The organism is Loktanella sp. S4079 (assembly GCF_000967725.1).
Classification (GTDB): domain Bacteria; phylum Pseudomonadota; class Alphaproteobacteria; order Rhodobacterales; family Rhodobacteraceae; genus Yoonia.
The window spans coordinates 12,739-27,240 of sequence record NZ_JXYE01000011.1; the positions used below are offsets into that span (position 1 = coordinate 12,739).

Here is a 14,502-nt window from a genome sequence, read left to right on the forward strand (position 1 = left end):
GGATCACGCCTGCCCCGGGGCCTACGGTGCAATGCACGATCCCATTTGAAATTGCCACTCCCGAAAACGTTTGACGACAAGCCTATCTTCCACGATGTGAGCGCTTTTGTTGATGTTCCGGCATGCACATTTCGAAAGTACGGGCGGAAACCTGACTTTTTCTGAATACACTAGATGCTTGACGTGATGCCAAAACCGGAGGCTTGGTTTTTTGGCTCACCTACCATCAGATTTTGCAACGCGTTGCTTCAATACCTCTTGTGCATCACGTTGGTTCGCTTGCATTTTTGGAGGCCGCTTTAGAAGCGAAACGATCCGATCCGTGTTTTCAGGATAACAACGGATTACGAGTTCCGCTTCGACCGGAAACGTGCCTTGAGAATTATCAAGCTCTACCAACTGGTGGCCTGGCATTGGCAGCTTTTCCGCAATTTGGATTGTCTTGCTTGTCGCTGCCATTTTCTCCAGTTGTTGGATCGCAAGAACACTTTCCAGATCAATTGTTAACAGATCCACAGAGCCAGGCAGACCGGCCTCAAGCCAACGCGGTAGGCCCAGGCGTGTCTTTAACGCTTCGAGGCATTGCATTTTCTCGATCATAGGCGCAGTTGAGTCCCAAAGGTCCGCTTTTGTTACAGTCCAGATTTGAGGGCATATGACGATGTTCCCCCCCAATGTAACGCGGGGCCACGATTTACGTGTTTCGCCCTTTGCAATCAGCCGTCTTACACTTTGGTAACTCATTGGAACGGATATCGGCATCGCCGCAGAAAGGACTTTCACGATTTTGTTCCACGGGGGCGGAGTTGTTCGCGTCGCGTGATAGACGGGCCAAAGTTTTTTCCCGTTAGCATGGCAAAAGGTCCCCACTGGGTTTGTGGTGAACGTGATGTCCTTTGGTGCGATATATGTGGATTGGCCATAGGAGGATGAGAGAAACTGGCCTGCATCCGCATGACCGGTCCAATGGCGGGTATAAGCGGGGCGGCGTACCGCGTTATCCGCTCGATCCGAATGAGGTGGCGCTAAGACTTCAACAAATGTGTAGTCGGTTTTTTCCTCAAGGTCGATCAGAAAAGAACGGTAGCGGTCTTGCCATGGGTTCTCACCAAAAAACTCTGTCATCCCATCTGAATACCGAGAATCGATTGTTCCAGCGGGCCAAACGCCTTTCAAAAAAATAAGGGGTAGCCCATTTTCTTGACCCACACGTACCACCAGATCGACAGGCCATGACAGTGGATCTTCTTTGTTGCTTCGGGTGTGTAGTGTGTCTGCGGAGATATCAAGATGACTAGGATCCTGAGCGCCGGTCGCACATATCAGCTGATCTATCACGCTGGTCCTAGCGGTTTCGATTGCGCGCACAGCCTCTTGTCCGGAAGAACTTGGGGCCGCAGCTTCAATTGTAGGCTCTGAAGCTATGCTGCTTTTCAAGACATCGGTTACGCTCCAATTATTTTGTTGTCCGGTGCGATCGTTGGCCCGATATGGCGGGTCAAAGAGAGCAAGGGTCTTTAGGATAAGCGGCAGGTTTCCTGTTAAACTATCGAGCACGTGCCCCGGCACCGCCCCAGACACGTTCCGAAACACATCTGTCCAGTTGCTCTTGTCCTTAGGCTGAGGAAACACCTCAAAATCAATGGGTGCAGAAAACGCCGTGCTTCCTGGTTTCGAACACGGTTCGATAACGCCATTGTCCGCCAGATTTCGAAGGAAGCATCGCAGCGCATCCCGGACTGTGTCGGTTTTCAAAGAGAGTGCGGAAAACATGTGTTTGGCAGTCTTTGGTCCGTCAGACAGCACTTGTAGAACGGATTGCAGAATGTCGTTGTCATCCGTGATTGCGCAGCGCGGTTCGCCATCCTCGTCAACAATAACTGAGATAAATTTACCATCTTCGACCCAGTACAAGGGATTCGCGGAAAACATGTCTGTTGCATTCGGCCAATCGTCAGCAATTCCTGATCTGGCGTCTAGAATACCGCGCCAAACACTTTCGGTATGCTGGACATGGGCTTTGCCCTCGACGCGTGGGAGGCCAGCATCTGACCGGTCTCCCGGGGTATTGATTTTGACCCATCCCACATGGCTCATCCAACCGCGCGGCGTGGCTTCGCAAGCTGCGCGTGTAATCAACCGCCAAGCCCGTTCAAGGTAACGGCGCCTCTTCTTAAGTGGTGCATCAGGAGAGGGTGCTTGGCCCAATGTGTGCAAAAGCGGCCGGATCAAAGGGGTCTCCTTCGCCAGGGTGCTGGGCAGATCAAGCAGGCGGTTCTGTTCGACTTCTAAGTCATCCTCAAACGTAAGAAACTGAGCCTGAACCGCAACAAGAGCAACGCCGCAAGACCTTATGCGGGTCGACAAATCTGCCTCTCCGGCCGTTAGGGCGAGATTGATGGCGAAATCCAGAAGGCTTTGATCTGGGCATCGGGCGGCATGGAAATCACGCCGAAGTGTTAACACATCTGAACGTTGCCGTTTGCTAAGTGATTTCAATGGGACAAGGACTTCACCAATTGAGTTTGCAACGCCTTGTGCCTCTTCCACACAAGCCTCATATGTTTTGGTCAATATACGCAGTTGAGCAAACAACTCCGGATTTGCGCCTTCAAGCCAGATTGTTGACTGCAAAGCGTTCATGCGAACAAGTGCAACGTTTCCAGACAAATCTTGTGTCATGCTGTTAGCTCCGTTGCACCGCCCACCCGGCGATAGGCAAGTGCATTCGCAATCAGCGCCTGTTGTGCCGGCGATAAACCCGCGCGGTTCCAATGAAATATCGTTAGGTAAGCTGCCGCTTGACGCGCCCCGATCCAAGCTTCTGAGGTTTGAAAATAGCCCTCTTTCCAGCGTGCTGCGCATTGCGTAACTGCGTCCAGCGAGGGCTCAGGATCATTGCTGCCGTCGTGGCCGGTTTTTTCCCAATGCGATAGAATTGGACGGGTGACGGTCGCTTGATCTTCAGGAGTGCTAAACATCTCGCCGGGAAGAGATCGGCCGGTTTTTTCGACGATATATGCCCAAACTCCAAGATCTTCCCACCCTGATATTCCCAATCCATCGAAGACTGCCCTGAGATGTCGAAATGAGACTTTCCACGTGTCGAGCTGTCGCTGTTCCTGACGATGCCAATCCAGCCACACCAAACTGTCTAGGGTGAACAAGGAGTGGACAAATCTCATGGAGTCGTGGCCACCGAACAATTGCGCCTCAGGCTCGTAATTGCCGAATGTATGATGCGTGATGAGCGCATCGAGCGTCCATCTTTTGGCCGCTTCGTCCAGTTCATTGCGCAGTGTGTCTGCCCCAACAGATGCTTCAAAGCGAACCCGTAAGCCTGGGCTTTTGCGCATGAAGAACATGTTTTCAATCCGCCCGTCGGCAAGAAGTAAGCTGCTGAAACTAGATATTTCTTTAAGTAGTTTGGCCAAGACATCGGGGCTGGGATAGCCAATATCTATTTGCACCCATTTTGAACGCTTTGCTTGGGCATCAAGGGCTTGCAACCCACCTTTGATGAAAACTTCAAGCGACTGGACATCTTCTGGATTGTGGTTTTCAGGTAGGCCCTGCTTGCGTAGAAGCCGCGCCCATTGAACTGCGGAAACCGCATTGTCCAAAACTGCGGGACTGGTTGAATTGACTTTTGGCATCTGAATACCTCCCCTTTTTCCGCTCAACGTAAGGTGAGATGTGAAAGCCAATTTCTATCGGCACCAGCAGAGGTCAGTAGGACAGACAGAATACCTCCGGCTCCGCTTAGAAGCGACATGTTGGAGGCCGCGAGATCCAATACCTCAGCCCTATGTTCCAGCAGATAAGTTGTGAGGTCTTTACGCAACGTGTCGGCGGCTGGCATATCGGCGTGTCGCGCAAATGTGTCTGCCAACGCCAGTGTTCCGGCAGCACCATGACAAATGCTAAGTGATTCATCTGCGGCAGCGTCGTCAATATACAGTTTGTGGTCAAATCGATCACAAAAGGATTGCATTGATGCCTGCGAAAGCGCGCGCATCGAGTCGTCGTTCAGGATCGTCGAAGCATCATACAGAACCCATGCATTGCCAGGAGCACCGTAGCACCAAGCCTGGCGTCTGTTGTAGCCAGACGGGCTTGGGCCACCGTCACGTCCCACGGGTGGCCAGGTCACGAGCCCGAGATCATCAGTAATGACTTCATCCATCAGCCAGTCGCTAAGCTTACGAAGCGTTTGGCGCGTCTCATCCGTATTGTCCAAAACACGGATGGCGCGCACCATTGCGGCGGCGACACCCGCAAGTCCGTGGCCTAAGCCTGCATTTATCCGTCCAATGTTGAAAGCACTCCGGGGGTCAATTTCGTTGCCCCCGCGAAAGGCTTCGAACTCTGGTGTGGCACACATGGCAAAGAGATGGTCAAGAGCAGGTTGAAACACCTCTCGCGGTGTGTCTGTGTCTGCGCCGGCAATAATTGCGCCAGAGGGTCCCGTGAAATAGTCGTAGTCCCGCCAAACCACGTCTGACATTTTCCATGCTGACTCCTCAAGTGCCGCACGGGTCTTGTCGCAAACATCTCTGTAGAGTGGCTCAAACTTAGCGGAAACGCGACGCGCACAGCGCAAGGCAGCGATAAATCCTGAAAGTCCGCCAAACGGGCCAATGCCTGCAAACTCATCGGGGCATTCACTCAGCCAACGCCCGATCGCGCGTTCTACAAGAGGTCTTGAGCTGGGTGACAGATCAAGAAGTAAGGCTGCGGCGATGACAGGGCCTGCGTCGTGTCTTGCGGTGTTCGAACTGTCAGATGTCGTACCATAGAGTTCAAGCACATCTTCGGCGAGGGCAATGACCTGTGATCTTTGTGAAGAACAAGTTTGACCGATAATACTGGACGACATCGGCTTTGTGATTTCAGGTTCATGCGGCAAGCGCGTTGGCTGAGAAACAGGCATAGTATCCCTTTCGAAAAGTGCTTTGTGCAAAACGCCCAAATTGCGTTTGCATTCACCAATAAAGTGGGGTGCGTTCGACCGATTTATCGGTCGAACGCGTGCGAAGTCAGGTCGCTGTCACGCGGATTACTTCTCGCGTGCGACTGCCAGCATTTTGACGATTTCCCGGCCGGTAAGCGGACGGTCCTCGCCTGGCAACAGAACGTTCATGAGTTCGTTGGCAACGCAGTTTGTGCAGGTATTGGTGTCGCAATTCGTACACCCGTTTGTATCGGCCAGAGCATCTCGGATGCCGCCGAACCCAATACGATTGGTTCGCACAAAACGTGCTTCCAGAGCGTTCAAGCGTGCTTCAAAGTCAATTTCAAAATCAGCCATTAGATTTCTCCAAATGTTAAGTTAATGATGCGCGGCGGCGGAAGATGAACCGGCTCCGCACCTTAAAAAGGTAAAAGATTACTTGACACATGGTGAGTGAGTTCACTGTGAAATCCGGAATTCACACTACGAAATCGGCAACTCAAACGCTGCAAGGAAGGCAGCTCCTGCAGATCGGCCCCACACGGTAAGCACCTGATCTAGAGAGTGTTTTTGCCTGCATGAGCTGCCCGTGCGAGGTCATGTCTGGCGCCGCTTCAAAGCCCGCTTTATGATCGCGTCCTTGCAAGATATTACCAGCCATAAATCGAGCCACAGTCGCAGCCGCTGCACTTGTTCCAATGATCCGCGCACCAGACCCCGACAGCACTCCGATCGAGGGCAATCCAGGTCTGAATTGCCCCTGATCTGAGACCGCCGAAACCAATGGTACCTCTGGCCCGACTAGGTGAGTGCCTGAGGCGAGGGTCGAAATACTGCTCGCTCCGCTATAATAGGACGTGGCACCTGTGCTTTGCACATACCCTGCGACGCGTAGAACCGACGGCGCAGTACCAATGCCGTTCAGACATCCATAACCCCGCACACAACTCAGCGGTGCCACCTCTAACGCCCGGGCCGGTTTGGGATGGGTCAAATCGACCAGATAGCTTTGCTGCCCACCGGTCCCCAATTGGGTCGGATCGTCATCGCGCTGCACCCAAGCTTCAATTGCTTGTCCGTCTGCCATCGGTGTCGCACCGGTGTTGAGGCTGATGGTCCAAAGCCCCACAGGCGTGCGACGGTTCTGCGCCCTGTTCCCTGCCGTTGGGGCCATGGCGAGCATAACGCGCCAGCGGTTTCTCTGGTGAAAGTCTGCGGAAAGCTGACCTATGTTTGCTGATCCCTGTTCAATCTCGACAAATCGGCGCGGATCACCGCCCAAAAGGCTTGTGTCAGGCCTGATTTCTAGGGTTTGCGCCGCGACATTCGTGACCCCCTCAGGGGGCGTGACGGTCACGCTCCAATCGTTGGGGTCAAACTGCGGCGGAAGCCACATCTCCAGATAACTCGATGTGCGGTCATCGGGTTTGAGCTGCCAACCAAACCTGATCTCGCTCTGCACTTCATGATTTTGGGTGAAATGTCCGTGCATTTTGTTGGCAAAGTTATTTCCCGTCGGCATGACGAGTTCCGTCTGGGGCTGCACAGCACGACGCGCGGAAATCAGAGCTTCGACCGCGCGTTCAAAACTAGCCTCACCGTCATGTCGGTTCGCGCTCCAGCCGTAGCTAAAGTTTACAATCAGGGGGATTTCTTCACTCTCGAAGGCCTCAGCGATCATGCGCGCGCGCTGAAAAATGTACTCAACGGCACTCAGCATCATCATTTCCTTGCCAAAACCCGACGTATCCCATGCAACCGTATTCGGAAGTTGAACAGCAATGATCTGCGCGTCTTCGGGCAAAGGTTGAGCCCCGACAAAGCGGTCATTACCGGCTACAATACCCGCGATATGGCCGCCGTGGGTCGCGTGGTGATTGAGGACAGTACCGAGTTCTGGCAGGTCGCGGTCAATCGCCCCCGCAGCGCGGTAGGCTTTTAACTCTTGGTTACCGTGGGTCGCACGGAGGTCATTGATTTCATTATGGGTAATCTCGCGGCCGAAGGGCACTGCGGCCTTTTTGTCGGCGCGGGCAGCCTGAAGCCAGCAAAGGTTGATTCGGCTCTTTTCGTTTTGATCGAGAAATGCGCGGTGCAAAAACGGCAGCCCGTCATCAATCACACCGATGATCACCTTTGGTTTGATACGGGGCGGTGTCCAGTTGGCTATGTCGCATGCCGGATCATAGGTCTCAGCCCAAGTCGCCTTTTCAATCGGCATGTTCAGACGGAACCGGGGTGCGGCAAGATCTTTGCCCAAATCATCCAAGATTTTGCCCAATCGACGGTCCGGTGACTGACCGATGTCGAGGCCCTTTATTTCAGGATCATACATAGCGAAGGGCGTCACCTGGGGCGTCTCACTCCACAACGGCGGCACACGCACCTCCGCAATATCCGGCAGACCGCTCCCCTCCATCAAGGCTGCAAAGTAGTCCCCCATGCCGTTGCGGATGGCCGGAAAGGCAAACGGAAATCCAAGCTCTTCGGAAAAGGTCCATCGCTCATAGGGACCAGCGTAACTGTCGATCTGCTCATCCGGAGCACGCGGGGCAAACATCAGTTCTGCCCTTCGCCTACGGCGCCGTTCCACAACCACGAAAACGCCGTCGTGGAAGCAACGGTATGTGTTCCACCGACGACAGTTAACCCATGGGCAGCAGCGGTTACCGGATCGCGCTGATCATCATCAAAAAAGTCCACATCCGCAGGCGCATAGTGGCAGTTTTGGATGTCGATCCCGACACCGGCGCGGTTCAAGACTACAGAGCCGACCAGTTTTCCAAGGGCGGCGCCTGCCCAACTATCGATTGGGTAATGCACTCCGGCGACTGTACGGTTAACTGCAATTCGTTCGGCTAGGCCGCGCAGAGCAGCGATCCGTTGATCTTGATCCGACAATGTGCCCCAGCTTTCGACCAAAGCCTCAAGAACTGTAAGAACCGCATAGGCTTCTGTTGCATGGGCAGACGGAAAACTTCCGTGACCCGGCGTTGGGATCATAGGCATAAGCCGCGCATCCAATTGGTCCGGACGACGGATAGCAAGGTGATGTTTCACAATCATCGCGGCATGGGCGGCCGCCACTTGCGTTGCCGTAATCAACTCAAACGTTTTTCCGTTCTGACCGCTGTGCAGCCCGAGGATCATCGAAAAGTACGGTGTCGGAAAGCCAAGCTGCGACGTGATTTCCGCAGTGCGTTCCGCACGCAAAGCCATGTAATCCCCGACAAAGCGGCATTGGGATCGCAACAGGTCCATACAAGGGCGGTGCACGGTTAGCCCCTCGTTACCATCGAAGGACAGTGTAACAGTCTTCAATGTCGCATCCGATTGAGCCGAAATGCCGGCCAGAAACTCACTCACATACAGCGAGCCTCGTACCCAGGTTGCCAGACCATCAAGATTGCCCGCATCTGAAAACGGCAACTCCACAGTCGTCGGGACCCCTTGGGGCTCTGTCAGATGGCGCAACCCCTCGGATGTGCTCTGCAAGCCATATGTTGTGTTTGGATCGTACCCCCCAGGATCCTGCGCACCAAGAAAACTGCCCAACCCCGTAAAGTTCGTGCCACCACCAAAGCCACCGAAACCGCCAAAGCCACCAGATTGTGCCATTCTTTCAATTCCTTATCACTAATACTTAAGTTAACCCTGCATCCGAAAGCGCGGCTACGACCAATCGACCTGTCTTGCTTTCCGAGGAGGGATGAGTTGTGCGGTAGTCCGCAAGCCTGAATTCCGGGAAACGACGCAGCAAGTCATGCGCTGCCTGTTTCGCCTCTGCCCCGCGATTCAGCGCATGCAGCGCCGCGATGCGCACTCTCAAGGTCGAGATGTGCCGGTCATTGGCCATGATCGACTGTTCGGCCAAATCCAAGGACTGTTGATAATTCCCAGCTGCGAGATGAGCCGAACTCGCCAGACTGTCAAAATAGTACCCGAACGGGTCAATCGGAGAAAGACGGCGTGCTTTTTCGGTCGCCATGATCGCAGAGCGCCCTTCGTCACGAAACGCCAACAATGACCCCCGCAGCAACCAGGCAAGGCTTTCGTTGGGATTTATGTCCTGGGCCGCCGCATAGCGCGCTTCAGCGACATCCATGTTCTTCAGGATATTGCCGTTTAAAAAACCATCAATCGTTAGTCCAAAACTGGAAAGCGGGTCCAAATCCAGGGCCCGGGCCGTACAGTCCAACGCTCGTTGAGTATCAGCTGCGCGGTCCGTTGTGTAATTCTTGAAGATGCTCAAAACGTACCATTTGCCCAACCAAGCATGCACTTGTGGGTTTTCAGGCGCGCGCGCGACGGCTTCATCCAAAAACTCGCGTGCCTTTAGAAAATCCCCAAATCGCGGCCGGTGCATTGCCGTGGCACCAGCAATCAACAACCTGTGATCTGACAGCTGAGGCAAGGGCGTCTGGCGCCCCATTCGCAAGGCGGTTTCAGCAATCGACTGCCCCGCCGATTGCACCACGTTGACCAACCAATCCACTGAGGCCTTCGAAAAATTATGGAATGAACAATGAAGGTTGCGGTTCCAAAGCAGTGTGCCGGTGCGGGTATCTATGAAATCGACGTCCGCGATCAGATCTTCCCCATTGCGACGCATAGACCCTGTGATCAGATAATCTGCGTCCAGCGTGTCGCGTACGCTAGCAATATCGATAAACCGCTGGGACATCGCCCGCCCTGATAAATGCGAAATCACAGACACAAGCGAAGACCGAGACATCATCCGGCTGATTTCCTCGGCAATCCAATCCGCTGCTATTACTAGGTCCGCATCACCGGGGATCACAGTGAGAGGCAACGCGCAGACCCGCGGGTGAATGCGGCTTAGTCCGCGCACCTTGGACAGATGGCAAAGGGCCTCAACCGTGTCAGGATTGGCGCGAATCCCATCGCGCCATTCAACAAATGCAGTTTCATGAATTTTCAGGTCATCCAGAAACGGCCCGTCCGAAGGCTGTCCGACGACTCTGATACGGGCCATGTCGATCTCTATTTCGGAATTGGACACATGCAAAAAATCGTCAAACTCTTCTCCGATCCGTTTGCGCAAATCAGATAGGGCACGACGCAGGTTCTGGTTTCCGCTGTCGTAGTCTGCCGATCCCCAGAGTGTTTCTTGCAGGTAACTGCGCGACCTACGTCCCAACGGAGCCGTGACTAGGAGAGCAAAGAGAGCGCGATGTTTCGCACCCGTCAGTTCAACAGATTGCGCGCCCACAAGACGCAGCACACAGGCACCGAATAGATTTATCTCCAGTGTAGTGGGCACGTTATCCTCCCTTAACCCTACGTAAGGCTACCCGCAGCCCCTGCAGATACCAAGGCACTTCACACTGAATTCACACCAGTGCTGAGGTGTCCTTTGATAGTCTGGATCCACACCGCGCAGGAGATTTTCCCCAATGACGAGCAAAGACGTACCGCTTTCCATTGACGACATTGTCGATTTTTACCGCCAATGGCCAAGCCTTCGCCTGCGTGTTCAGGACATTATTGACGCCCCACAACATGACGCCGACCAAGCCGAAATTCTGAACTGGATGATCAAGATCATAGACCGGATCGGCCCCAACGATCTTGCGCCGAATGAGCTGATCCAGCACTGAGAACGAAACCGCAATCGGCGCGCCGCACAAGCACTGAAAAACGCCATTGCTGTATCTCGCGTGGCTGAGATTGCGACCTCAGGGTTGAAACGCGACCTCTTTTCCGACGACACTAGATCCATCGATATGTGGTGAAGAAGTGGTTTGATTTACAGAGGTTTCATGCCGTAGCGCTTCTAACAAGCAACCGATTTGAAGTTGGCGAACATTGTTTAATTTTGTCTGGACTTAGCATGACGCAAAGCGACATCTCAGAGATCAAATCCATCGCTATACCGATTCAAAGAACGGACGATTCATATGATATTTCTTCAATATTTTCAGAAATCTGCGATGCATCGATTATCGGTTTAGGTGAACCCAGTCACGGGGACAAAACATCGTTGCACATAAAACGTGCAGTTATTGAGGCGTTCGCTGAGCAGAGCTCGCCTCTCACGATTGGTTGGGAACGAGGGCCAGGAAACGTTGAACAATTGTCCGAATCGATCACCAAACATGAGCCCCAGCCAGAAAGTGGATTGAAGTGGCTATACCCATGGGTGTCTACAGAGGCATTAGATTTATTCAGGCGTATCGTTTTGGATGAAACGGGACAAATGGGGTTCTTCGGCGTGGATATGGATGGCCCGGCACCACATCCGCAATATGAAAGCCTCATTGCTCAGGGTTACCCGGTGCAAGACCTGCTGAGAGAGTTGAAAAAACTTAATCCGGCCGATCCAGATGCACAGGGTCTTCACCACATTCAAAGGATTTGCGAAACGCTTTTACAATGTAATCCCGATTACCAGCCTCCCATAGAAAACCTGTTGCATGCAACATCACAATGGGCACAATTTCGCGTTCTGCAAACATATTCGGAGGGTCATTCATCCGCAAACCAAGTGACGACGGCCCACGAGTTCAGAGACAGTTGCCTGTGCGACAATGTATTGAAACTACATCGTAATACAGCCCAAACCACGACGATTTTTTCTGCTCACAACGGCCATATCTCACGCAAACCGACAATGGCGGGCGGGAAAATCGCTGAACGGATTGGATCGTCCTATCTTGCGTTGGGCATCGCGTTTGGAAGCGGTCGTTTTAATGCTGGCACGGCGAATAAGGACAGCTTTTCTCCCAAGCTTAAACTGTTCGAAAGCGCGCAGCCTCCACCGGGCAGTTTGGAAGAGAGATTATCAACGGTTGATATGCCTTGCTTTGCAATTGATCTTCGCCCGCTTCGCGGCACAAGCCACGTTTTGTCAGATGAATGTCCAATGCGGGAAGTCTCACTTTCCGGCGGCTTAGAACAGTTTTCGCTTACGGCCGTGCCTAGTGACTACTACGATGTGTTAATCTGGGTTGATAAGCTGGAACCATCCAGCATCCTTAGGACTGATGGTTGTTTCTGGTGATACCAATCACTTCGTTTGTCCAGAATAAAGCGCCTGTCGAGCCACTCTGGGTACGCTAGTTAACTATTGCCCAGTATGGTTACTGCAACGCCACAAAAGTCCGCTTCGGGGAATTTGGACGGCCAGTTTTTCGGTGTAAAGAACGTCCGGTAAGGGATGTACTGGCTGCTTCACCCGGCAGGTTAAGGGTGCCAGTGCAGACATTAGTGGAGTTACAGCGAAATGGCGTTTTGTCCGAGTACCGGTCATTGGCGTGCAAAACTGAACCAAGACCCCGAGAGGCCACCGTGACAAGGTTCCGTCCTGGCGAGATCGCAGCTTTGCCAGCGCCAGCCAAGCGATTGCTATTAGAGAGATCATGCATACTCCTTGCGGCTGTCTGTGGGCGCTTCGTCCCGATCGAACATACCGTAGTCGCGGATCACGCTAGCAATCCGCAATCGGTAGTCATCGAATACGCCGCTGCGTCCTTTCGCTTGAGTATGCTCAGGGGTGTCGTCTACAAGACCTAAGGGTAGTTCCGCGCGCTTATTGTCCCCTCAAGCATCGAAGGCAATAACAGCATGCTGCCGTGGCTTGAGATATCAGCGAGACCGGGAGCGTACTGGCTCACAGGCCTGACATTTCCGTCGGTTAAAACCTCATAAAGCGTTCCAGTAATCCAATCGTTCACCAGAAGTTGGCCTTCTATACGCGCGATGCCGTCAAGATTGCCAATATCCTTTGCGATCAGAGAGATTTCTTGCGTAGAGATATCAATTGATAAAAGCGAGCCGGGCTTTTCGGTTGAAAAATCCTGCTGCACTCCTTCGCCCCAAGAGCCCACCAGAAGTGAAACGCCGTCGAGAAGGAGGCCGTTGGGATGGTTCAATGCTGGTTCGTCCACCCAGAGGGTCAAGGCACCGTTTTCATAGCGCCAGATTTTATGGCCCATGAAGTCGCTAACAAAGGCGACACCATTTTGAGAGGTGATGTCATTGAGGAAGATGGCTCCGGGCGCGGAGATGCTGCGCAGCAATTTGCCCGAAGCAAGGTCGACTTCGTGAACCCGAGTAAGATCAGCAACAAGCAGCGTATCCTCCACAATCGCCATGCCCTTTGGGGCATCCATTCCGGTGGTCCAAACTTCATCGAGGATCTCGCCATCAGCAGCAAGAAGCGCCAAGCTACCGTTGCCGTCTGCCTCGCCGGGATTTCCGCCAATAACGCTTACGATGATCCGGTTGCTATCTGGATCGAAGATGGCGCTTTCTGGCATGTCGAATGGACCCGCAGTCCAAAGTGGGTCAGCCATAGCTGGGGTCGCGGCAAGAGTTGCGGTAATCAGTAATGCTCTAATTTTCATGAGTCTCTCCAGAAGTTGTTTCTGGTGTGGAATCTGAATAGGTTGATACCATATGTGAATATATTATGCTCTGGTATCGTATATAGATACCACATAGCACTACATTGTATCACGGAGCCTGAGAATGCATGCAGATATTTTTGAAACTCTCAAGACCGTCCTGCGGGCGCGGAAACTAACATATGCAGATCTGGCCGAACGCTTGGGCCTTTCAGAGCCGACGATAAAACGCATTTTTTCTGAGCGCGATTGCAAGCTTAGTAGAATAACCGAGATTTGCGCCGCCTTAGACTTATCTCTAGACGATGTTGTAGCCCAATCTAGCAGAATTGAAGTTGTTCCTGTGGATTTAGGGGACCGGATAGAGGCTCTACTTGCCGACAACCGCCCAGCCTTCCACCTCTTCCTCTTACTTCGGGATGGCATGACCGGAGAGACGATCAAGGCGCACTATCAACTTGACGATAGCACGTTTTTCAAATGGGCACGGCTGCTGGAGGTGATTGGACTGGTAGAGCTGATGCCCTACGGACGGGTGCGGCTGCTGGATGAGCGGCCTATCCGCTTTCGGCGCGGCGGGCCATTGCACCAGACGCTGCGAAAGCTGAATATGGAATTCGTTGAGCAGGTGTTTCAAACCACTGATCGCGAAGATGCAGGGTTTCTTACGCTGTCTCGGCGGGTATCAGAAACCACGGCGCGACACATTATGGGCGAACTTAGGGACCTTTCGAGAGAGCTAACAGACCTCGCCCGCAAGGATCAACTGACCCTACCGGATGAGGCGTTGCAGAGCTTCAAACTGGCGACAGCCTGGGCACCCGTAGATTTCTCGCAGCTTTTGGAACTTGATGATGCTAACGTTCGCGAGTGAGCAATTCACCGCGGTCCGTATTTGCGCCGAGTTGTATGATCGCCAACTTTACCTCTGAGGGGTACTCGGGCCGAGGTGAAGCGCTTATGCCTCTTTGATCCGCCTTTGGGGTAACACAGAAAGCCTGTGAAGACGTAAACCAGACCGACGATTCTCCATTCGCCCGCGTTACCCCACAATGGGTCGCGGGCGTCTGCACCCCGCCAAATACACGAGGCCATCTCATTGTCCGATATGACATCTCTGAACACCATTGATGCACGTGCCTTCGGCATTGATATCGGCAAGGCACTTGCGCTGAAGTC

General features: G+C 53.2%; 11 protein-coding genes and 1 pseudogene. 3 read left to right on the forward strand and 9 right to left on the reverse strand.

The genetic code is table 11. The annotated features are described in order from the left end of the window. Positions 1-216 precede the first annotated feature (216 nt). The 7 genes from TW80_RS16395 to TW80_RS16425 all read right to left on the reverse strand — a co-directional run bounded on the left by TW80_RS16395 (position 217) and on the right by TW80_RS16425 (position 10,238). Positions 217-2,682, reverse strand: a complete 2,466-nt coding sequence (locus TW80_RS16395; protein WP_045998544.1) for a hypothetical protein — start codon at positions 2,680-2,682, stop codon at positions 217-219. Next, positions 2,679-3,656, reverse strand: coding sequence for a thiopeptide-type bacteriocin biosynthesis protein (locus TW80_RS16400; protein ID WP_052701033.1), 978 nt, complete (start codon positions 3,654-3,656; stop codon positions 2,679-2,681). The genes TW80_RS16395 and TW80_RS16400 overlap by 4 nt, the downstream gene beginning before the upstream one ends. A 23-nt stretch (positions 3,657-3,679) precedes the next feature. Beyond that, positions 3,680-4,933 carry a lanthionine synthetase LanC family protein gene (locus tag TW80_RS16405; RefSeq protein ID WP_052701034.1) on the reverse strand — a complete coding sequence of 418 codons (1,254 nt, stop codon included), beginning with the start codon at positions 4,931-4,933 and terminating at the stop codon, positions 3,680-3,682. 126 nt (positions 4,934-5,059) lie between these two features. Beyond that, positions 5,060-5,311, reverse strand: a complete 252-nt coding sequence (locus TW80_RS16410; protein WP_045998545.1) for a hypothetical protein — start codon at positions 5,309-5,311, stop codon at positions 5,060-5,062. Between the two features lie 142 nt (positions 5,312-5,453). Beyond that, on the reverse strand, positions 5,454-7,514 hold the full coding sequence (locus TW80_RS16415; RefSeq protein WP_045998546.1) for a S8 family serine peptidase: 2,061 nt from the start codon (positions 7,512-7,514) through the stop codon (positions 5,454-5,456). Further along, entirely contained in the window at positions 7,514-8,572 is a 1,059-nt protein-coding gene (locus TW80_RS16420) for a phosphatase PAP2 family protein (protein ID WP_045998547.1), read from the reverse strand. Before TW80_RS16420 ends, TW80_RS16415 begins: the two co-directional genes overlap by 1 nt. 25 nt (positions 8,573-8,597) lie before the next feature. Further along, positions 8,598-10,238 (reverse strand): hypothetical protein, encoded by a 1,641-nt coding sequence (locus TW80_RS16425; RefSeq protein WP_045998548.1) that lies wholly within the window; start codon positions 10,236-10,238, stop codon positions 8,598-8,600. A gap of 133 nt (positions 10,239-10,371) precedes the next feature. Between TW80_RS16425 and TW80_RS16430 the strand changes: the two genes are divergently transcribed. Continuing rightward, complete coding sequence (locus TW80_RS16430) at positions 10,372-10,575, forward strand: hypothetical protein (RefSeq protein ID WP_045998549.1); 204 nt, start codon at positions 10,372-10,374, stop codon at positions 10,573-10,575. A 233-nt stretch (positions 10,576-10,808) separates the two neighbouring features. Beyond that, positions 10,809-11,978 carry an erythromycin esterase family protein gene (locus TW80_RS16435; protein WP_045998550.1) on the forward strand — a complete coding sequence of 390 codons (1,170 nt, stop codon included), beginning with the start codon at positions 10,809-10,811 and terminating at the stop codon, positions 11,976-11,978. A 356-nt stretch (positions 11,979-12,334) separates the two neighbouring features. On the opposite strand, the pseudogene TW80_RS18435 reads toward TW80_RS16435, so the two are convergent. Further along, positions 12,335-12,457: pseudogene (locus tag TW80_RS18435) on the reverse strand (antibiotic biosynthesis monooxygenase); the annotation flags it as partial. Between the two features lie 29 nt (positions 12,458-12,486). Beyond that, positions 12,487-13,323: a hypothetical protein gene (locus tag TW80_RS16440; RefSeq protein WP_045998551.1), complete on the reverse strand. Its 837-nt coding sequence runs from the start codon at positions 13,321-13,323 to the stop codon at positions 12,487-12,489. A gap of 124 nt (positions 13,324-13,447) precedes the next feature. On the opposite strand from TW80_RS16440, the gene TW80_RS16445 reads away from it, so the two are divergent. Further along, entirely contained in the window at positions 13,448-14,197 is a 750-nt protein-coding gene (locus TW80_RS16445; RefSeq protein WP_045998552.1) for a helix-turn-helix domain-containing protein, read from the forward strand. The last annotated feature ends 305 nt before the right edge of the window (positions 14,198-14,502 follow it).